Genomic DNA, 20280 nt, shown 5'->3' with positions numbered 1-20280 from the left:
TGTTTCCTTTATTTTGATGGAAGATGGCATTCATTTCAAATGATACGCTTTTAAATTAAAAAAGAGCTCGCATTTGAGCTCTAACGGTCGAACAATATTGTTTTCATAATAGCAGCATATTCGCGAACATACATTTTTCTCTTAGAACGAATTGGTGTTTCAGCAGCTAGCGCCTCCATCTTCATACCTAAACGCTTTGCAATTATTTTCGTTCGATATAAATGATATGTATTACTTACAACTACCGCATGTTTCACATTATATAAATCCATACTAAATTTTAAGTTTTCATACGTATTTGTAGATTGATCTTCTATTAAAATACGACTCTCATCTATACCGTGTACCATTAAATAATTTCTCATGCTATGAGCTTCCGGTATATCTTCATCTTCTCCTTGACCACCTGAAACAATTACTTTCGCTTCAGGATGGGAAAATAAATACTCCAACGCTACATCCAAACGATTTTGAAGAGATAAAGACGGTCTATCCCCAAATAACTTTGCACCCAGTATAAGAACGTACGGAGAGTGATAGCTCAACTTTTCACGAGCAACTTTGTTCATTCGAAACGTCATATAAATGATGTATAGTGGCGGTAATAATAAAATCATAAGAAAGATCCATTTGTTCATAAATAAGTATTCACTCCCTTTCTTGTTATTATATAGAAAAAGAAAGGGAGGCAGAAGTGTTTTTTCAAACGATTGATTTATTAGAAACATGCGCCGCTACTTTACGTTGTGATAGTACATAATAAATAGCGATTCCTAATGAGAAGATCAATATGCAGCTTAATACGTAAAACGGCAGCATGACTCCGACTTTAGATACACCCGCTGTAAACAACATTAATAATAAAATTCGTATTCCAGTACCAATTAGGCGAAATAAGCTGTCTACACGTCCCATTACTTCATTTGGAATTTCCTCCATCATCAATACATTTCTCGCCACTCTTGTACCCGCATTTCCAACTGCATGAAAAATTGCAAGTCCATATAAGAAAATTACGGAAGGTTCAATACTCATTGCGGTAATTGAAATTACATAAATGAACATCGTCATAACGATTGAAACTTCTGTTTTGACATATTTCATTATGAGTGGAATACAGATTCCTGCAACAACCGCTCCGACACCGTACATCGTGCCCTCTATTGCGTATACAGAGGCATTGGCTTTGAGTATATCCGAAATATACACGGGTATTAAATAATTTGCCATCATGACACCTATAAACGGCATATAAGTAGCCAGTAAGAACCAAAAGAGCTTAGGACGTTTTTTCATAAAGTGAATTCCTTCAAACAATTGCTTCTTAAATGTTATTTTTCTTTTCACTTCTTTTTTCTTTACGTACGGTATACATAAGAAAAGAAAAAATGCTCCAGCAAAAGTTAACATGTCTACTAACAAAATCCACTTCAAAGATACAATTTCAATTAAGAAGCTCGCGGCCGCTCCAGAAATAACTTGTGTTAACTGTCCTTGTATTTCCATCGTTCCACTTAAACTTTTATAATGTTCCGCTTGAAATATCTCTTGGTTGAACGCAAATATTGTAGGATAAAATAATAAATAGTAGAATGATCCGGCTATATAAATAAGAATATAGTGAATAGAATGATAAGGTTGCCCCGCAAATCCCCATATAACCATTATTCCAATTACGGCAATTCCGATTCCTTCGTTACATAGCAATAAAGATTTTCTTGAAAAACGATCAATACTTTGCCCAATGAATGGTGTTAATAAAAACATAATGAGGGTTGCAATGATAGAAACATAACCAAACGTTGTCTCTCCTCCACTCTCTTTAATTAACAGCCACGGAATCGTTATCATAACAATTCCGGAACCAATAGCAGATAGACTATTGGCCCCTAGAATGTAATACAAGCGAGAATCATGATAAAGTGAGGACATATCACTCCACTCCTAGTTGCTTTTTCACCTCTTTATATACGCTCATATATGCTTTTAATTCTTTAACTACATCATGAATTAATGGTTTGGCATCTTCCCCAAGTTCACCATCTTGCACATGTAATCCATCAAGCACAACTTGTTTTGGAATGGCATTTGCATAAACACCTCTAGCGACCGTTCGCATGCTGTTTAATGCATTTATTCCACCTTTACCTCCACCAGCAACCGCTAACAACGCAACTGGTTTATGAATAAATTCACTACTACTTAAGTAATCTAAAGAGTTTTTCAGCGCACCGCTCATCGCATTATGATATTCTGGTGTACATAATACAAGCCCATCCGCAGCTTTCACTAACGTTTTCAATTTTTTTACTGCCTCTAAATCACGTTGTGACTCTTCTCCATTGTATAAAGGTAACTCCTCAATTGCTAAATCATATAATTCCCCTTCAAATTGATCCGCAATATATTTTGCCACCACGCGAGTTCTACCAAATTTTCTTGGTGTACCGTTAATAACGACTAGTTTCATGATTATTTCTCCCCTTTGTTTTCAAGTTCTACTTATATATTATCAGAAATTTCTATACAAAACACAATATAAAGAGTTAACTTGTTTCATAAAATAGTATGATAAACAAAAAAGAACTCATACTTTCGTATGAGTTTCGCACAATTACTTCGTTTCATCTCTCAGACTCAATGTACCTAAACTTTCATTTGCTTCAAAATGATTATATGCTTTTCCCGCTAATTTTTTCCGTTCTTCTGGTAATTCTATATATTTCATTACGTTTTCAATTATTTTTTCGTACGGAGTAAATACAATTCCCGGCCACTCTACCTCATCTTCTGGATTACTATTTTCGGAAATAATAAATTTCTTATTTGCGACTGCATAAGACACGCGAGGTGTTTCAAGAATTCCTGATAAGTAAAAATGAATATTTAATATAATTTTAGCTCTAGCAATCAATTCATTTCTAACAATTCCCCACGCATTATTTTTAAAAACTATATTTAAATTTGGGGCAATCGCTTTTAGATGATCAAAAATAGCTTGCCGCCTCGGATTAAGAGCACCTATAAACAGAATATCAATATCTTCAGTAATGTCATCTTCAAATGCATCTTTTTTTATTTCCAAAGTTGGAGCATAGTTCATTTTTACATGTTTTATTTCTTTTCCTACCCCTTTTTGTTTTAGCCATTCTATATTTTGTTTACTATAATCCCAAATCACTCTATCTTTTAATAATATTAAATAAAGGGGGTGCGCATATGGACTTCCTTCGTATAGCTGTTCTAAATTATAAATAATTGCATCTTTCGGAAGAAGATTCGGGTTATATGCGTATGTATGTGCTCCAAAAACAACTGTATTCTTTACATTTTCCAGTATTGTTTCTGATATAATTACTGTATTTCCCTCCTGCTCCAACCGCCACTTTAACGCTCGCGCAACATCTATGAAACTACCGTATGTCTTTGGGCATATAAAAAGACAATAATCATATTCTTTATTCAAATAAGCTTCCATTAATTTTAAATTATTTTTATATAAATCTACATCCGGATGTTTAAGTACTAACTCATTTGCATGTTTTCTTGCTACTTTATATAATCCAGCATAATAAGCAGCGATGCATCTTCTTAATTCGATTCTTTCACGATGTTCATCTAATACATCCATGTTTAAAAGAAGATTTGCGATACAATACGCTTTTAAATGATCACGATCATAATAATAGTCTAGTAGTGGCATCAATTCTTCATACGTATTTCCATGCACCGATTCTCCTAGTTCAATCGCCCATCGCATTAATTCCATGATTACTCCACTACTCCTTTAACCGAAAATGTATTTAATAAAATTTCGCATTATTCTCTACTACATTTGCTATATGAAATGGAATCTCTTCTTTAATCGATTCCAAATACTTTTGCGACACGGCCCCTAAATGTTTTTTATGAGGTATATAGAAAGCACTAATAGAAATTTCATAGTCAAATAAGTAATCATACACATGATAATCTACAAATAAAAGATCATCCTTTGGAAAAGGAATTTCCTTCCCTTGCAGAGCATACATCAAAGCAATATTGTTTTGAGATCGTAATCGATACAACCTTGCAAGTTGGTATAATGGTTCAGCCCGAGTTGGTCTATATTCCCACGCTTTTTGAAAATAAAAAACAGCTAATGCTAAATATTTCTCTTCTTGCCCTTTAACAGTTTCTTTTTCATCAGCATCTGTCACTTCATTTTGTTTATTTGCTGAACGATTTGCTAACTGCTCATAACAAAACCCTATTCGCAATAACGAATAGAATACCTCTTCAACCCAACCCCCTGCTTCCACTCGTTTTTTATACCATTTAATCGAATCTTCAAATTGACTTAAATGAAAATAAGTTTGGGCTAAATAAAATAAATATCTTATATGCAAATCTGGCGTTGTTTCTGGGTCGTTTATTCCTTGTAACAACAACCTCTCATCTCTTTCAAATTTATCAGCTTTACTCCCGCCATCTCCGGGATCATTCACGACAAGAGTCTCTAACCGATCTACCCTCGTATTGTAATTCGCTCCAACTTTTGAGCGATCTATATCCCAATACTCATGAGTAACACCGACAGATTTCCATGGTAAAGAAGCTTTTAAAAGACGTGTAAGCCAATATTTAATATGAACATCATATTGCAATGTAAGATAATGATCTTCCGTTAAGCTCGTTTTATCGAAATTCGGATTAACCTCTAAAATCATATCCGCATCTAATATTAATAAATAATCTGCTTCTGGATATGTTTTTTGCGCTAATGAAACAGCTAAACTTCTGTTATAACCAAAGTTTTTAAACGGCTCATGATGAACCGTCCCAGGTATCTCATTTTCCTTACACCAATTTTCAATAATTTCAGGCGTATTATCCGTCGATCCAGTATCACAAATAGAAACATAATCTACAATTGATTTTGTTGCATTTAAACATCTTTCCATAATTCTAGACTCATTTTTGACAATCATACAAAGACATAACTTTTTTTCTTCCTTTACAGACTTCACTTGCTCATTTCCCATTTAACCACCTCATATTTTATTAACACGCTCTTCTCATATGTAACAACATTTTTTAGCTATACTGATGACATAAGCACCCTTTTACTATTTATGAAAACTTCATTTTATTTATTCTTACTTTTATGTTGGGACATATTTCATGCTTCGCTTTATATTTGATACAATCAATACAAAAAAACATAATACGGGAATCCGTACATTTCAAAGTCTAAGAGGAGGTTATATTTTGTTGGATTACATTTGGCTAGATGACAAATCACCAATTTTAGAACAACTACCAAGTAATTTTAAATCTGCAGCTATATTGCTACATCCATTTGTCCAAATGCCTTTAGGATGGGAAAAGTCTGTGAGAAAAAGACCATATGAGCACATCTATCCTAGCTCTGAAGAAATCATTCACAATGGGAAATCCGTTTCTTGGAAGGAAATGATGTCTTGTAGTGGATTACATTCATACGCAGACCTAGCAATGGCCATGTTGACTTCCATTAGTGCCTTTTCAGAAGAATATAAAAGAGAGGATTTAGCTGAAAAGCTACATTCAAACTTAAAAAAAGATCTTTATTATCCAACAGAAAATTATACGTCTATATTTTTATTACACAAATTACTTAAACTCCTCGGTTCTAAAGGTGCAAAAAATCTATATTTCTCTGAACCAATTCTTGATACAAACGGATTATTACAGGTAAATAATACTACTCCATTAGATATTTGGGACATTAGCAATAATGAGTTAATTATTACTGGAGAAGACAATGAGTATGCGTTTATGAGTATATACGATTCCTTTACAACCTTATTATTAGCTAAAGAAGAAAATATAGAATATATTGTTCAATCAATGAATGTTGAAGCTGTCATTTGTGACAAAAAAACGATGATTGATTGGTATTTTTAAATTAGTAATTTCTTAAACTATAAAAAAGAAACTTGCGCTTATGCACAAGTTTCTTTTCAAAAACATCCTTAATTTTTTACAACTTCATGTCCACCGAACTGATTACGTAGTGCTGAAACTACTTTTCCATGGAATGTATCATCTTCCTGAGAACGATAGCGCATAAATAATGACATCGCGATTACTGGTGCCGCTGCTTGTAACTCAAGCGCAGTTTCAACAGTCCATTTCCCTTCTCCTGAAGAGTTCATTACACCTTTAATGCCATCAAGTTTAGGATCATCTGCAAATGCTTTTTCAGTTAAGTCCATTAACCAACCGCGGATTACTGATCCGTTCGCCCATACTTTTGCAACATCTTCATAATTGAAATCAAAGTCACTCTTATCTAGTACTTCAAATCCTTCAGCGATTGCTTGCATCATGCCGTACTCAATACCGTTATGAACCATTTTTAAGAAATGACCACTACCAACGCGGCCAGCATAAGTATAGCCATTTTCTACTGCTAAATCTTTAAATAAAGGTTCTAATTGGTCATAAATTTCTTTTTCTCCACCAACCATTAAACAAGCACCGTATCTAGCTCCTTCTACACCGCCAGATGTACCGATATCTACATAATGTAATCCGAAGCTTTTTGCTTCTTCAGCACGGCGTAACGTATCTTTATAGAATGAATTTCCACCTTCAATAACGATATCACCTTCATCTAATAACGGATACACATCTTTTAATACTGACTCTACAACTTCTCCTGCAGGCACCATTACCCAGATCGTACGAGGAGCTTCTAATTCAGCGATCATTTCTTTTAATGTATGACGTGCAGTAATTCCTAGTTTTCCTGCCTTTTCTACAAGCTCTTTATTTACATCGTATACAACTACTTCATGCTTGTCTTCATGTAAGTGTTCAGCTAATGGGAATCCCATTTTTCCTAATCCAATTAAACCTAGTTTCATAATAATCAATCTCCCATTCTATACAAATATATTTAATATCGAAATTAATCCAAGTGCTACAACTGATAGTATCGTCTCCATTGCGGTCCATGTTAATAATGTTTCTTTCACAGTCATTCCGAAATATTCTTTAATCATCCAAAATCCCGAATCATTCACGTGTGATAAAATTAATGACCCTGCGCCTGTTGCAAGTGCTAGTAATTCAACATTTACACCAGGTGTACTTGCTGCAATCGGCGCAACAATACCAGCTGCTGTCATCATAGAAACAGTTGCCGATCCTGTTGCAACTCGGATAAGTGCAGCAATTCCCCATCCAAGTAATATTGGTGAAATATGTGATTCTTTCGCCATTTCAGCAATTGTAGTACCAATTCCAGAATCTAATAACACCTTATTAAACGCACCACCAGCACCAATTACTAACAGTATGTTTGCAATTGGCCCAAGGCAATCATTTGTAAATTGTAATACTTTATCTTTAGAAAATCCTTTTGCATAACCAAGGCTAAAGAAAGAATAAATCGTTGCAATTAATAAAGCGACTATTGGATCTCCAATAAAGTGTAACACTTGTGCAAGTTGACTCGTTTTATGTAACGCTACTTCAGCAATGGATGCACCAAGCATAAGAAATACTGGAAGTAAAATAGTAAACAATGTATTTCCGAAGCTAGGAAGTTCTTTCTTCTTATCTCTTTCAATAAATTGCTCCGCTATATCTAATGGTACTTCCTTATGTATACGAGCACCAATCCATTTCCCGTAAAGTGGACCTGAAATAATTGCAGTTGGAAGTCCGACAATTAACGCATATAAAATTGTCTTCCCTACATCTGCTTTAAAAATACCCACTGCCGCCATTGCCGCTGGATGCGGTGGAACAAGTCCGTGTACGACTGACAGTCCTGCTACTAGCGGAATACCGATTGTAATAAGTGATACCCCAGTTTCTAACGCAATTGTAAATACTAACGGAATTAATAGGACAAATCCAACTTGGAAAAATACCGGAATCCCTACTAAAAATGCAACGAACATCATCGCCCAGTGAACTCGTTTCTTCCCAAAACGATTAATTAATGTGTTAGCGATACGTTCAGCACCGCCAGATTCGGCCATCATTTTTCCAAGCATCGTTCCTAGTGCTAAAACTATCGCTAAAAAGCCTAACGTATTACCAAGCCCTAGTTTAATAGAATCAATAATCCCTGGATCTTTTGGTGAAGTTCCAATTAAAGGCATTCCCATTGCTAAACCTACACCAATTGCTGTTAAAATTAATGCGACAAATGGATGCCATTTTACTACCGTAATAAGTAAAAGTAGTATGACAACTGCCGCTAGTACGATCCCAACTACCATTTCTCCCAATCCCCCTATTGTTTACGTTGGAAAGCAGCTATACAATCAAATTCTTCTTTCAAGCGATTGTAAAGTCGTTCATACATATAAAACATTTCTAAATATATAGCCGTATTTTCTTTATTCGGTACATGATGATGGACAATATCAATCCAATCCTTTACCTCTTCAAGAGAATCAATTTTTCCTACAGCATATAAAGCAACTGCCGCTGCCCCAAGCGCAGATGCTTCATGACTTTCAGGTACAAGCAATTCTTTTCCCATCATATCGGACAACATTTGTCTCCAAAATGCAGATTTTGCAAACCCTCCTGAAACTCGTATTTCAGTAAGTGGCCCTGTACAATCCCTGATTGCGAGTGCTACTGAATATACACTCATACAAACACCTTCCATCACTGCACGTATAAAATGTTCTCGTTTATGTTGAAGATTGATTCCAAAGAATGTACCACGAGCGTTTGCATTCCAGTAAGGTGCGCGTTCTCCAGATAAGAAAGGTAAGAACAATAGCCCCTCCGCTCCAGCTGGTACGCTTTCTGCATATTTAATTAATAAATCATAAGGATCAATGCCGAGCTTTCTTGCTACTTCTTGCTCTGGACTACCAAATTCATCACGTAACCATCTCAGTAATATTCCGCCGTTATTCGTTGGACCACCGATTACCCAGTGCTCATCTGTTAATGCGTAACAAAACGTTCTCCCTTTCTCATCTGTATTTATATTTGATGAGATTGTTCGAACCGCACCACTCGTTCCAATCGTAATTGCAGCCGCACCCGGTGATATCGCCCCAACTCCTACATTTGCAAGAACCCCATCACTTGCTCCGATGACAATTGGTGTCTCTGCACTTATCCCCATCTTCTGTGCTAATTCTGGCTTCATACCTGATAAAATATATGTAGTGGGTACAGGGGTTGATAATTGTTCTGGTGACATTTGTAACATAGTCAAAACATCTTCATCCCAGTTTAATGTTTCTAAATTAAATAACCCTGTAGCAGAAGCAATCGAATAATCAACTACGTAGCGTGAAAATAATTGGTAAATCACATACTCTTTAATGGAAATGAATTTATAGGCACTTGTATATAACTCTGGTTCCTCTTCTTTCATCCATAACAATTTAGAAAGTGGTGACATCGGATGAATCGGTGTACCTGTACGTCTATAAATTTCATGCCCATTCATTTGTTGTAATAATTTTTCTGATTGCTTCGTACTTCGATTATCTGCCCAAATGATAGAACGCGTTAATGGCGCACCATTTTCATCTACTGCAATTAATGCGTGCATAGCTGTACTAATACCGATTGAAGAAATATCTTCTGGTAATACATTACCTTTTTCAATGGCAACGCTTACACTTTTGTATACAGCGGCACATATTACATCAGGATCTTGCTCAGCCCATCCTACATTCGGTTGAATAATTGGGTAATCGATTGCATGTGATGCAATGACTTTTCCTTTTTCTGTGAACACAACCGTTTTTGTACTTGTGGTACCGATATCAATCCCGATTACTCTCCCCCTTGTTTCCATGCGAATCTTCCCTTCATTTCTAGCAAAATACGATTTAGTAAACCGTTTACATGAATTAGTATATAAAATATTTTTTCATTTATCAATTTATAAAAAGAAAATTTTTTTCATATCAAAAAATAAATCCCCTCATTCCATTTCACTTATATACTAAATTTAGCTTTTCCATGCGGTAAAATTACGTTAAATTCGTTACGCAATACACTCTTTCCTCTCATTCACAACACATACATAGTCCCTCCATACGTTCTACTTATTTGCATGAAGAAAGAGTTGAAAAGCAATATTCATTTTTAGCGGTCACGTAACATCACCATCAAGCCAAGAAAAGTAACTAAACGCAGAATGAGAATTCTGTGCATTTTACTCTTATTTATTGTTTTAGGTTCACTAGTCTTTTATCTTGATAAACATAGAGCGCGGCCCCCTACTATCAATTTTTTATCTTGTAAATATATCTTGCATACTATAAAACCGAAAGTATTTTTATTTTTCAGAAAAATAAAACAATAATACAGAATTTATTGTATAATGTTGTAAAAAGATGTCGGAGGGATTTAATGTTAAATAAAATATCTCAATTCACAATTAAGCTTTCATCAATTCTTTTATCACTCTTACTATTATTAAATTTACCTTATTTATTTATCACTCAACAAGGATTTACCTTTCAACCAATTTATTTTTTTAATCAGATCGTTATCATGTTAAAACAGGTCTTCTCCCCTGAATCATTAGTGATTATAGGATCCGACCCGAAGTTTGGCCATTTCAAAAAAACACCATTATTTCCAACTGTTTTAGAGCCTTACCTATATTCATTTACTATATTATTTTTAGCCTTTTTTCTTGCTCTCTTTTTATCATCTAGCACGGCATTTTTTTATTTTTTAGCAAAAGATTATATAAAAAAATGGATAAACCGAATTGTGTTCATATTAGAAGCTGTCCCTGATATGATGATGATGATTTGTTTACAAATATTTTTCATATGGGTACTTCAGAAATTTGGGGAATCTCCTGTCACTATTATTTCTTTTAATGAAAATCGAGCTTATTTACTCCCTATTTTATCATTAGCTGTCTTACCTACATTACAAATGTTTCGGATGATGGTGTTATACATAAAAGAAGAACAAGGAAAACATTACGTAGAGGTTGCATATGGAAAAGGCCTTTCATCAAGTTATATACTCTGCATTCATTTATTCAAAAATATATCTATCCACTTCTTTCACCATTTAAAAACGATTTTTGTTTTCTTACTTTCTAATTTATTCATTTTAGAATTTGTTTTTAATATGGAAGGCATTATTCAATTTCTATTTAATAAGGCGTTTGTTTCACCTCCCGCTGCATTTATCATACTTGTTATGATTATTTTACCGTTTTATGCCCTTTTCCACATAGTCTCATTCATGATGAATAGATGGAAAAAGCAATTGAAAGGAGTATCATTATGAAATCTATTTGGAAATCAAAACGCTTTTTAATCGGCTTTACTTATCTATTCATACTTATTTCAGCTAGTTTTATTTATAGTTGGTTCTTTAAAGATAACATCCCAAAACCTCCTCAGTTACTTTACAATGACAATAACGAATTACTTGGAAAGGCCCCCTTTCCGCCTTCGTTAATTCCACCTTTTGGATCTGATCGTTTTGGAGAGTCTGTTTTCTTACAAATTGTAGAAGGAGCAAAATTCACTATTTTATTAGCCGTGGCAATTAGCTTCTTTCGAATTTTATGCGGAACATGTATAGGAATCCTCTTAAGTTTATTTGCTCCAAAACTCAAGAGATTTTTCCAGTCATGCTCAGAAGTTTTTTATTATATTCCAACTCTATTTATCGCATTCATACTCATCACGCCCGTTAATATTATAATCACATCAAATGCTGATGGGGTAGATCCAAATATTTCATTTACGTTTTATCAAGTACTCGTACTTATTTTCGTCGCTCTGCCTACACTTTCTTTATACATATCCTCAGAGGTTGATGAATTTATGAAACAAGATTACATCTTAAGTTCACAATTACTGGGGGCTAGTCGTTTTCATATTATTAAAAAACACTTACGAGTCTTATTACTTGACCGCTTATTTGTATTATTTATGGAACATATTGTCCAAACACTCATACTCGTTATCCATTTAGCGTTGCTTAACATTGTAATTGGCGGCATACAAATGCGTGAACTCTATGACGGAGTGCTCAAACCTGTTTCTCTATCTAATGATTGGGCAGGCCTTATTGGATTAAATCGTAATGAAATGAATCTTTCATGGTGGATTATTTTTTATACTCTCGCTTCATTCTTTATTACGATTCTATTTATTAAGCTTATGACCATCGGGATTCAAGATGCACTGAAAGCAAGAGATTCGCAGATTGTAGCAATTCAAAACGTTCCAGATCATAAAAAATTTGTTAAACATAAAGATTCTTTTTCGTTTGCAAATAAAGTAAACCTTTAATCATTTCTCATTAATCAAGTATTAATTGGCATCGATATTAGTAGAAAATAAAGAAGATGAACCCTATTAAATACAGGGATCATCTTCTTATGCTGTCTAACTTTTTTACATGTCCTTTAGACTCACAATTTTTATATTTAAAGTGAATTATTTGCAATTACAATTATGTATTTTAAAATCAATTACCATACGCCCTTGAATTCTACCTTGTTCCATTTCTTCGAATACATTTTGTACTTTATCTAGAGAACAAGTTTGAACAACTGGCACTACTTTTCCTTCTGCCCCGAACATAAACGCCTCTTCCAAATCTTTACGAGTACCAACTAGTGAACCAACTACTTCAATTCCATCTAGTACAAGTCGCGGGATGTTTAAGTCCATTGTTTCTACTGGTAGCCCTACTGCAACTACTTTACCGCAAGCACGTACTGCATCAACTGCTGAGTTAAAGGCTACTTTAGAGACTGCTGTTACTACCGCAGCATAAGCGCCACCAAGCTCCTCTTGAACAATTTTATCAGCAGGACCTTGAGAAATTGGATTGATAGTCATATCAGCACCAACTTCTTTCGCTAAGGCTAATTTGTCGTCATTAATGTCTACTGCGATTACCTTTGCACCAAATACATTTTTAGCATATTGGATAGCTAAGTTACCTAATCCACCGCAGCCATAGATTACAATAGGTTGACCAGGTTTAATATCTGATACTTTAATAGCTTTATATGTAGTTACACCAGCACATGTAATTGATGATGCTTGAGCAGGATCTAATCCTTCTGGTACTTTTACCGCATAATCAGCTGTAACGATACATTGTTCAGCCATACCACCATCTACTGAATAACCTGCGTTTTTAACTTCACGGCAAAATGTTTCTCTACCAGTTACGCAATATTCACAACGTCCACAAGATTGGAACATCCATGCAATACTTACACGGTCACCTACCTTTAGTGAATTAACATCATCAGCTATTTTCGTAACAATACCTACACCCTCATGACCAAGAATACGGCCATCAGTGTTACCAAAATCATGATTCGCAACGTGTAAATCAGTGTGGCAAACTCCACAATACTCTACATCTACTAACGCTTCACCTGAGCGTAACGGACGTAATTCTTTTTCAACCACTTCGATGTTTGCTTTGCTGTTTTTATTAACCACTACTGCTTTCATATGTGATCTCCCCTTTAGTGTTTTAGCGTTTTAATGAGTTTATCTCACAACTACTTTCTTCACTACTTTGGCTAGTTACCGTACCAAATTTAAGTGTTCAATCATCATTACATGTTCATCATAACATGACACTTCATAAACAAATTGTGAAATTATGAACAATATTTGAATTATTACATAAATCGGTCTTTATTTTAGATTTTTAAAAATGAGAGTTTATCACTGACTATAAGTAAGTCATACATTTCTAAAAGAAAATAAAGTAACAAACTTCTCATCGATAAAAAAGCTCTTTACTCAATATTTTCTACATTTAAACACTTAGTTTCACAGTAATAGCCTTTACCGCCAACATAAACTTTTTCTATTTTATTTTTGCTATTGGTTGCTAATTTAACTAATATTTCGGAAGGCGAGTGTAAAGAATAACCTTGTTCAAATACATAGACTTCTTTTTGCAAATAGTGCTGTTCATAAAGGTAGCAAGCTAATGCACCGTTTGAAGTTCCAGTCGCTGCTTCTTCATTAATGTCGTATAGTGGAGCAAAATTTCTGCATATAATTCGATTGTCATTAAAAGTATATAGATGCATCCCAACAACATTATAATACTTGCTGATTTCTTTAATTTTTTCAAAATTAGGTTGCAGTGCATGTAATTGTGTTTCGCTTTTTATAGGAATTAAAATATCTTTTAAGCCCGTGGAGACAATTTGGATTGGGTATTTATTGTCTATATCTTTAATGTCAAAACAGTCGGTGAACTCATTTGGAGATACAACATCATAGAATATCGGTTTATTTTGTTCCATGAATATGATGTCATCTGTTATGGTAATAGTAAGAACACCGCTGTTCGTTTCAATCGTATAGCGATTCTTGAAAATTTTATTTAAATGCATCAGTATCGCGAAAGAGCCAATTGTGGCATGACCACATAAATCAACTTCTTCTTTTGGAGTAAAATACTCAAATTTATAATCAGCAATTTCAGATTCTGATATAAATGCGGTTTCCGCATAACCCAGTTGTTTCGCTATTGTCATTTTTTGAGTAGTGGTCAATGTATTTGTATTCTCAATAAATACCACTCCTGCTTTATTTCCGCCTTTATGATCCTTGCTAAATGCACTTGCAACATAAACGGATATTTTCATAAGACACCTTCCTCACTTATAGTAAATTATATATAGAAAGCACTACATATAAATGCAATTGGATAAATTATCTATAAAATACGAGACAAACTATTTTTAGCATTTGAACTCTCCAAAAATAGTTTGTCTACAATCTGAAAGCTCTTCATTTGAAGAGCTTTTTTATATTCGCTTCATCGAAATCGTTTCACGTATACTTTGTAAATTTTTTAGTGTTTCTTCTTGTCGCTGCAACGACAACCCTACATACAAAGTATCTAATAAGCTTAACTGTGCTAATCGTGATGAACTTGCTTCTGTACGGAATTCAGTCTCACGTGTTGATGTATATAACGTTATATCAGCAAGCTGACTTAATGCTGATTTCTTATAGCTCGTAATCGCAATAATTTTGGCCCCTCTTACTTTCGCTACTTCTAACGCTTCAAGTAACCCTTTATTGCTACCAGAATGAGAAATGCCAATAACAACTGAATTTTCCGAGAGTAAACCTGCTCCCATAATTTGAAAATGCGAATCAGTATGAGCGATACAAGAAATACCCGTTCTCATAAACTTATGATACGCATCCATCGCAATAATACCAGAGCCACCATTTCCATAAAACTCAATTCGACTTGCTTCTTGCAAGGCTCGTACAGCCTGCTCAAGTGCTGTTTCATTTAGCAAATGTAAAGTATCTTGCAGTCCTGTAATATGCGAATGAAAAACTTTTTTAGCAACAGTTACCATACTATCTTCTGCCGATACCTCTTCATGAATATTTTGCATCGGTGTATGTACAATTTCACGAGCTAATGTAATCTTTAAATCTTGAAAACCTTGCAAACCAAGGTGTTTACATAAGCGGAATATCGTCGCTTCGGAACTACTCGTAACTTCAGCTAATTCTGTAATAGATTTATGTACAACATCTTGTGGATGTTTCAAAATATGTTCGGCAATACTTCGCAATTTCGGTGATAAACCATTCAACGAAGCCTGAATCTTTCCAATCCCACTCCTTGTACCAGGCATAGCATATCCTCCTCTTCCATCGTAGCTTTATCCTGTAAAAACCGATTAGTTTAACTTTATTGTACCTAATTATTGAAAGAAGAAAAACCTATATTAGGGATTACTATAAATTTTAATTGCTCCTATGTATTCTGTCATACGATATAACAGAATTATTCATGCTTATGAATAATTCTCCCCATGTTTCACTGCGTATAATGCGGCTTGCGTACGATCATCCACTTCCAATTTAGCTAAAACGTTTGAAACATGTGTTTTCACAGTTTGTTCTGTAATATGAAGTTCTGCTGCAATCTCCTTGTTGCTTCTTCCTTTCGCAATTTCGCGAAGTACCTCTTGCTCTCTTTTCGTTAACATTGAAAAAGGATTTTCTATTTCCTTCTTTACTGCGGTACGCCCCATTAATGCAGGTGTTACTTTCGGGTGAAAATTCGCATTTCCTTGATGTACTGCAATAATAGAAGCGACAAGTTGCTCAGGTTGTACTTCTTTTAATTGATAACCATCTGCTCCAGCTTCAAGTGCTGGTATAACATAATCTTGCTCTGAAAAACTACTTAATATAAGTACCTTTATCGTCTCATCGTATTGCTTTAGACGTTTTGTTGCCTCAATTCCATCCATTTTCGGCATCGATACATCCATTAGTACGACATCCGGTCTTTCTTTTTGCACGAAATGTAATGCCTCTTCGCCATTTTCCGCTTCCCCAATAATTTCAAATTCTTCTCTCGTTTTCAAAAAGAATACAAGTCCTCTTCGAACGATATGATGATCCTCAACTAGTAGCAATTTAATCTTCAATCTTATTCTCCCCTTCAAATCGGCAATTGAATTTCTATTTTTGTACCCTTTCTCAGCTCTGTTATAATTTGAAACGACCCCTTCATTAACTGAATACGTTCCTTCATACTTTTCAGGCCAAGTGCTGACTCCCTTACTTGCTCTTGTATAAATCCTATTCCATTATCTTCTATGTAAAAATGTAACTGGTTATTTTCTATTTTCAAAAGAACATGTACCTTTTCACACGAAGCATGCTTTTTACAATTATGTAGCGCCTCTTGGCTAATACGCCATAAAACTTCTTCTATTTCATCCCCAATTGAAACCATCCCATCAATTCGAACTTCCACTTGAACTCCTAATAACTTCCCGTAATTTTGAATTGCTTCTGCTAACCCTTTCTCTAATCCTTCAGGTCTTAATTGCCAAATTAATAGAGTCATCTCTTGTAATGCTTCTTGTGATAATTCTCCAATATAACTTAACATCTCTTGCAATTCTCTATCTTGCGTCATATTCAGAGTACCTTTCGCTGTTAGCATAATAGAAAATAACAATTGTTTTACTGAATCATGTAAATCACGTGCAAGTCGATTTCTTTCCGCTACCACTACATATTTACGTTCTTTCTCAACTAACTGAATACGTTGTATTGTCGTTCCAATTTGAAATGCAATTGATTCTAATAATGCTAACTCTTCCTCTGAAAAATGAGTCTTATGAGGCGCAGCCACATTTAGTAGACCAAATTTTTCTGATCCAGACCTAAGCGGAATTGTCGCATGATGTGTAACATCTTCTGTCTCTCCCCAATTACATTCAATTGCATCTTCTATTCGCTTACATTCAATAATATTAGTCGCTTTTTCTAATCTCCCATTCACAAACCGTTCTACACACCAACAGTTTCCTTCACACATCGGCTTCTTCTCTTGCCACGTAAGAGCCTCTGGTAAATTTTCGTCTACAAGCATGCTATGCTTTCCACTTTCATCAATAAAGAATATCCACCCTGTTTGTAAATTCATTACTTGTAACAATGTATGCAACACTTTTTCTAACATATCCTGTAAGTTTGTTGCTTCATTTAATAATTCAGCAATTTCTTTTAATGCTTCTAAACGATGCATCTCTTTTTCTTCAAAGTTCATTCTCATCACCAACTACAATTATAACATTAAGAAATTTCTAAATTCTATAAATAAAAAAAGAACCGAATCCCTTCAGCCCTTTCTTTATATCAATCATTTTATTATTGTTATTCTATCCAATGTTGGAATCAGAATTTTTGTTAACAAACGATTCTACTTTAGCTGTCCGATAAAGATTTTCCACCATGGATATGCTGTAAAATTTCAGTAGTAACAACCATATTCGCTGCTGGCATTTGCACTTGATTCTTATGAAACATAGACATTAATTCAAATCTTACTTGTCTAGAAGTTTCAAAATAATCTTCTGGCTTTATTAAACCTGTAATACAAAATTCATAGCCAACATATTTCAAGTTAGGATTTAAGTCTGTAACACCGACGTATTTAAATGGTTCAACAGCGTCATCCTCTACTCTATAAAGAGTTTGATCCAATTTTTCATTGCATATAACACATACTTCTTCTAACAATTCCTTCACTCTTGTTGGATCTTCCTGATAACTTACCGTGATGCGTTCAATTACACGCATCCATCCTTTATTAAAATTTTGTATCGTTCTAATCTCTCCGTGCGGGATGGTAAGTAGTTTTCCTGACCATTCACGTATTTGCATAAAACGAATACTAATCTCTTCAATAGTTCCTGAATTTGTTCCGTTAAAAGTTACAAAATCACCAACTCGAAACTCTTTGTCCGCTAATCTTGCAAAGCCTAATATAACATCTTTTAGCATCTGTTGTGCTGCAAAACCGATGACAACTCCAGCTATCCCTGCACCTGCAATAATACTTTTTATATCTACAAATTGGCTAATTAAATATATGATAAGACTGATGATAATGATATATCTAAAAATAGATCGAATTACACTTTGAATCGTCTGCTCTACCTCTTCATCAAAAAAGCTTGATTTCCTAAAAAACCAATCAATAATACGGTTTATTACAAACGAAATAATGATTAAAACTAAAGCAAATAGTAAAAATCTTAAAAGTAAAAACTCCCTTACATAATTAAAAAATTCTTCAGTATACGTTAATAAACTCATCCATCCACTTCCTTAACTAATAAAAATTCTATACAAAGCTGCTATATTTTTAAAATTCATTAGACATTCTTCTATAAATATACCCCTTTTCATAACCTAAAGGGAGCTAGCAATTGAATTTTTTTATGACTTCACTTTAAGACTACACACCCCATCCTAATAAAAGGAAAATATTTACATAATATCGAATAGTTCATTTGAAAATATTATTACTTACGAGGGTTACAAGCAATGGGATATATCGAAGAACTAAGAGAAGTTGTTGGATCAAGACCGCTTAATTTAGCAGGCGTTGCGGTAGCTGTTTTCAATGAACAAGGACAAATACTACTACAACAAAGGTGAAATGGCATGTGGGGCGTTCCAGGAGGTTTTGTAGAACTTGGTGAATCTATAGAAGCAGCTGGAAGACGAGAAGTACTTGAAGAAACCGGAATCGAAATTGGTACACTTCAGCTAGCAACTGTGTTTTCAGGTAAAGAATGTTTTGTGAAATTACCGAACGGAGATGAATTTTCCCTATAACAATCGCTTACCTTTGCAAAGATATTACAGGTGGCTTGCTAAAAGCTGATGAAGTCGAATCATTACATGTACAATTTTTTAATTTAAATGAGCTACCACAAAATATTAGCCCATTCATAAAAAAATTAATTGAGCAAAATGTCGTCTCAGTTTAAACGCAAAAAAGAGACCTTTTTAAAGGCCTCCTTTTCATTTCACTTCTGCATGTAAACAAGATTTAAAATGTCCAAGTGCAAATTCATGTCCTTGCGCATTAAAAGATGCAACTGCCTTTTCATAAACAACAATTTTAAATCCTTTATTATAAGCGTCTACTGCTGTGTGAAGAACACAAATATCAGTACAAACACCTACAAGATGAACTTCTTCTATTCCTCTTTCTCTTAACTTCATTTCTAAGTCGGTTCCTGCAAATGCACTATATCGTGTTTTATCCATGTAATATACATTTTCAGCATTTTTATATGTTTCGTATACATCTTGTAATTCCCCAAACAAATCTCTTCCACTTGTACCAGCTATATTATGGGGTGGGAATAATTTTGATTCTGGATGATATACATCATTTTTTTCATGTTTATCAATCGCAAAGACAACGTAATCTCCATTTTCAATATATTGCGTCGTTATATGTACAATTTCCTTCTCAATTTCTTGACCTGGTTTTCCGCAAGTTAAAGCACCTTTTTCCGCTACAAAATCATATGTATAATCAATATTAATAAGAGCTCGTTTCATAACTACTATCTCTCCTTCTCCTGTTTCACAGTAAACAATAGAAAATTTGTTATTACGACATCGTATGTACTATTCGACATTTCAAATGAAATACCTACATTTTTCTTCTGAAACTTACCTTAGTCCGAGTTTATCATATAATAGATAAACAATGGTAACACAAATAGGTCCTATTAATAAGTCATGAATTTGATAATTGAGCGTAACTTGAATCACCTCTTGTATCGTAAACCAAAATACTGCCATCATCATACTAATTAAGACGATACGAATACACCGATTCACATCTTCAACCTCTTTCTCTGTCATAGTAGTAACAAGTGATTTCTTCCTATTTAATCGTATTAGAAAACGAAACAAGTTATTCACTCTTGCA

Annotated in this window: 19 protein-coding genes and 1 pseudogene; 4 read left to right on the top strand and 16 right to left on the bottom strand. The window is 34.4% G+C overall.

Features of this window, described 5'->3' with window-relative positions; all coding sequences use genetic code 11:
• Positions 1-80: 80 nt before the first annotated feature.
• The 5 genes from ACW0JX_RS10840 to ACW0JX_RS10820 all read right to left on the bottom strand — a co-directional run bounded on the left by ACW0JX_RS10840 (position 81) and on the right by ACW0JX_RS10820 (position 5024).
• A complete protein-coding gene (locus ACW0JX_RS10840; RefSeq protein WP_001045718.1) occupies positions 81-638 on the bottom strand; it encodes a YdcF family protein in 558 nt (185 codons plus the stop codon).
• A 64-nt stretch (positions 639-702) separates the two neighbouring features.
• The gene (locus ACW0JX_RS10835; RefSeq protein WP_053564593.1) at positions 703-1932 is read right to left on the bottom strand and encodes an MFS transporter; all 1230 of its coding nucleotides are present in this window, start codon (positions 1930-1932) and stop codon (positions 703-705) included.
• 1 nt (position 1933) lies between these two features.
• Positions 1934-2470: an NADPH-dependent FMN reductase gene (locus tag ACW0JX_RS10830; RefSeq protein ID WP_144465460.1), complete on the bottom strand. Its 537-nt coding sequence runs from the start codon at positions 2468-2470 to the stop codon at positions 1934-1936.
• Between the two features lie 144 nt (positions 2471-2614).
• The gene (locus ACW0JX_RS10825; protein WP_000422334.1) at positions 2615-3769 is read right to left on the bottom strand and encodes a CgeB family protein; all 1155 of its coding nucleotides are present in this window, start codon (positions 3767-3769) and stop codon (positions 2615-2617) included.
• Positions 3770-3803: 34 nt separating this feature from the next.
• Positions 3804-5024: a tetratricopeptide repeat-containing glycosyltransferase gene (locus ACW0JX_RS10820; RefSeq protein ID WP_144465459.1), complete on the bottom strand. Its 1221-nt coding sequence runs from the start codon at positions 5022-5024 to the stop codon at positions 3804-3806.
• A gap of 139 nt (positions 5025-5163) precedes the next feature.
• On the opposite strand from ACW0JX_RS10820, the gene ACW0JX_RS10815 reads away from it, so the two are divergent.
• Entirely contained in the window at positions 5164-5928 is a 765-nt protein-coding gene (locus tag ACW0JX_RS10815) for a DUF2711 domain-containing protein (protein ID WP_144465458.1), read from the top strand.
• Between the two features lie 68 nt (positions 5929-5996).
• Here ACW0JX_RS10815 and gnd read toward each other — a convergent pair whose 3' ends face one another.
• The 3 genes from gnd to gntK are packed head-to-tail and all read right to left on the bottom strand — an operon-like array spanning position 5997 to position 9814.
• Positions 5997-6893, bottom strand: coding sequence for a phosphogluconate dehydrogenase (NAD(+)-dependent, decarboxylating) (gnd, locus tag ACW0JX_RS10810; protein WP_144465457.1), 897 nt, complete (start codon positions 6891-6893; stop codon positions 5997-5999).
• A gap of 18 nt (positions 6894-6911) precedes the next feature.
• Entirely contained in the window at positions 6912-8261 is a 1350-nt protein-coding gene (locus ACW0JX_RS10805; protein ID WP_000260205.1) for a GntP family permease, read from the bottom strand.
• Positions 8262-8275: 14 nt separating this feature from the next.
• Entirely contained in the window at positions 8276-9814 is a 1539-nt protein-coding gene (gene gntK, locus ACW0JX_RS10800; protein ID WP_459245661.1) for a gluconokinase, read from the bottom strand.
• Between the two features lie 560 nt (positions 9815-10374).
• Here gntK and ACW0JX_RS10795 point away from each other — a divergent pair.
• A complete protein-coding gene (locus ACW0JX_RS10795; RefSeq protein ID WP_095690980.1) occupies positions 10375-11277 on the top strand; it encodes an ABC transporter permease subunit in 903 nt (300 codons plus the stop codon).
• Positions 11274-12293: an ABC transporter permease gene (locus ACW0JX_RS10790; RefSeq protein ID WP_000836567.1), complete on the top strand. Its 1020-nt coding sequence runs from the start codon at positions 11274-11276 to the stop codon at positions 12291-12293. The genes ACW0JX_RS10795 and ACW0JX_RS10790 overlap by 4 nt, the downstream gene beginning before the upstream one ends.
• A 147-nt stretch (positions 12294-12440) precedes the next feature.
• On the opposite strand, the gene adhP is transcribed toward ACW0JX_RS10790, so the two are convergent.
• The 6 genes from adhP to ACW0JX_RS10760 all read right to left on the bottom strand — a co-directional run bounded on the left by adhP (position 12441) and on the right by ACW0JX_RS10760 (position 18641).
• On the bottom strand, positions 12441-13478 hold the full coding sequence (gene adhP, locus ACW0JX_RS10785; RefSeq protein WP_144465455.1) for an alcohol dehydrogenase AdhP: 1038 nt from the start codon (positions 13476-13478) through the stop codon (positions 12441-12443).
• A gap of 293 nt (positions 13479-13771) precedes the next feature.
• The gene (locus ACW0JX_RS10780) at positions 13772-14635 is read right to left on the bottom strand and encodes a PhzF family phenazine biosynthesis protein (RefSeq protein WP_000704327.1); all 864 of its coding nucleotides are present in this window, start codon (positions 14633-14635) and stop codon (positions 13772-13774) included.
• A gap of 162 nt (positions 14636-14797) precedes the next feature.
• On the bottom strand, positions 14798-15652 hold the full coding sequence (locus tag ACW0JX_RS10775; protein ID WP_095690983.1) for a MurR/RpiR family transcriptional regulator: 855 nt from the start codon (positions 15650-15652) through the stop codon (positions 14798-14800).
• 162 nt (positions 15653-15814) lie between these two features.
• The gene (gene casR, locus ACW0JX_RS10770; protein ID WP_088362949.1) at positions 15815-16456 is read right to left on the bottom strand and encodes a two-component system response regulator CasR; all 642 of its coding nucleotides are present in this window, start codon (positions 16454-16456) and stop codon (positions 15815-15817) included.
• Positions 16457-16470: 14 nt separating this feature from the next.
• Positions 16471-17589, bottom strand: a complete 1119-nt coding sequence (gene casK / locus ACW0JX_RS10765) for a two-component system sensor histidine kinase CasK (RefSeq protein ID WP_001008460.1) — start codon at positions 17587-17589, stop codon at positions 16471-16473.
• Between the two features lie 158 nt (positions 17590-17747).
• Positions 17748-18641 (bottom strand): mechanosensitive ion channel family protein, encoded by an 894-nt coding sequence (locus ACW0JX_RS10760; RefSeq protein WP_095690984.1) that lies wholly within the window; start codon positions 18639-18641, stop codon positions 17748-17750.
• A gap of 231 nt (positions 18642-18872) precedes the next feature.
• On the opposite strand from ACW0JX_RS10760, the pseudogene ACW0JX_RS10755 reads away from it, so the two are divergent.
• Positions 18873-19321 (top strand): annotated as a pseudogene (locus ACW0JX_RS10755) (NUDIX hydrolase).
• Between the two features lie 34 nt (positions 19322-19355).
• Here the strand turns inward: ACW0JX_RS10755 and ACW0JX_RS10750 are convergent.
• The gene (locus ACW0JX_RS10750) at positions 19356-19904 is read right to left on the bottom strand and encodes a cysteine hydrolase family protein (RefSeq protein WP_000816771.1); all 549 of its coding nucleotides are present in this window, start codon (positions 19902-19904) and stop codon (positions 19356-19358) included.
• A 114-nt stretch (positions 19905-20018) separates the two neighbouring features.
• Positions 20019-20273, bottom strand: coding sequence for a hypothetical protein (locus ACW0JX_RS10745; RefSeq protein WP_095690985.1), 255 nt, complete (start codon positions 20271-20273; stop codon positions 20019-20021).
• Between the last annotated feature and the right edge of the window lie 7 nt (positions 20274-20280).

The organism is Bacillus sp. C-3-6, from assembly GCF_054509685.1.
This window is presented reverse-complemented; position numbering and strand designations above follow the sequence as displayed.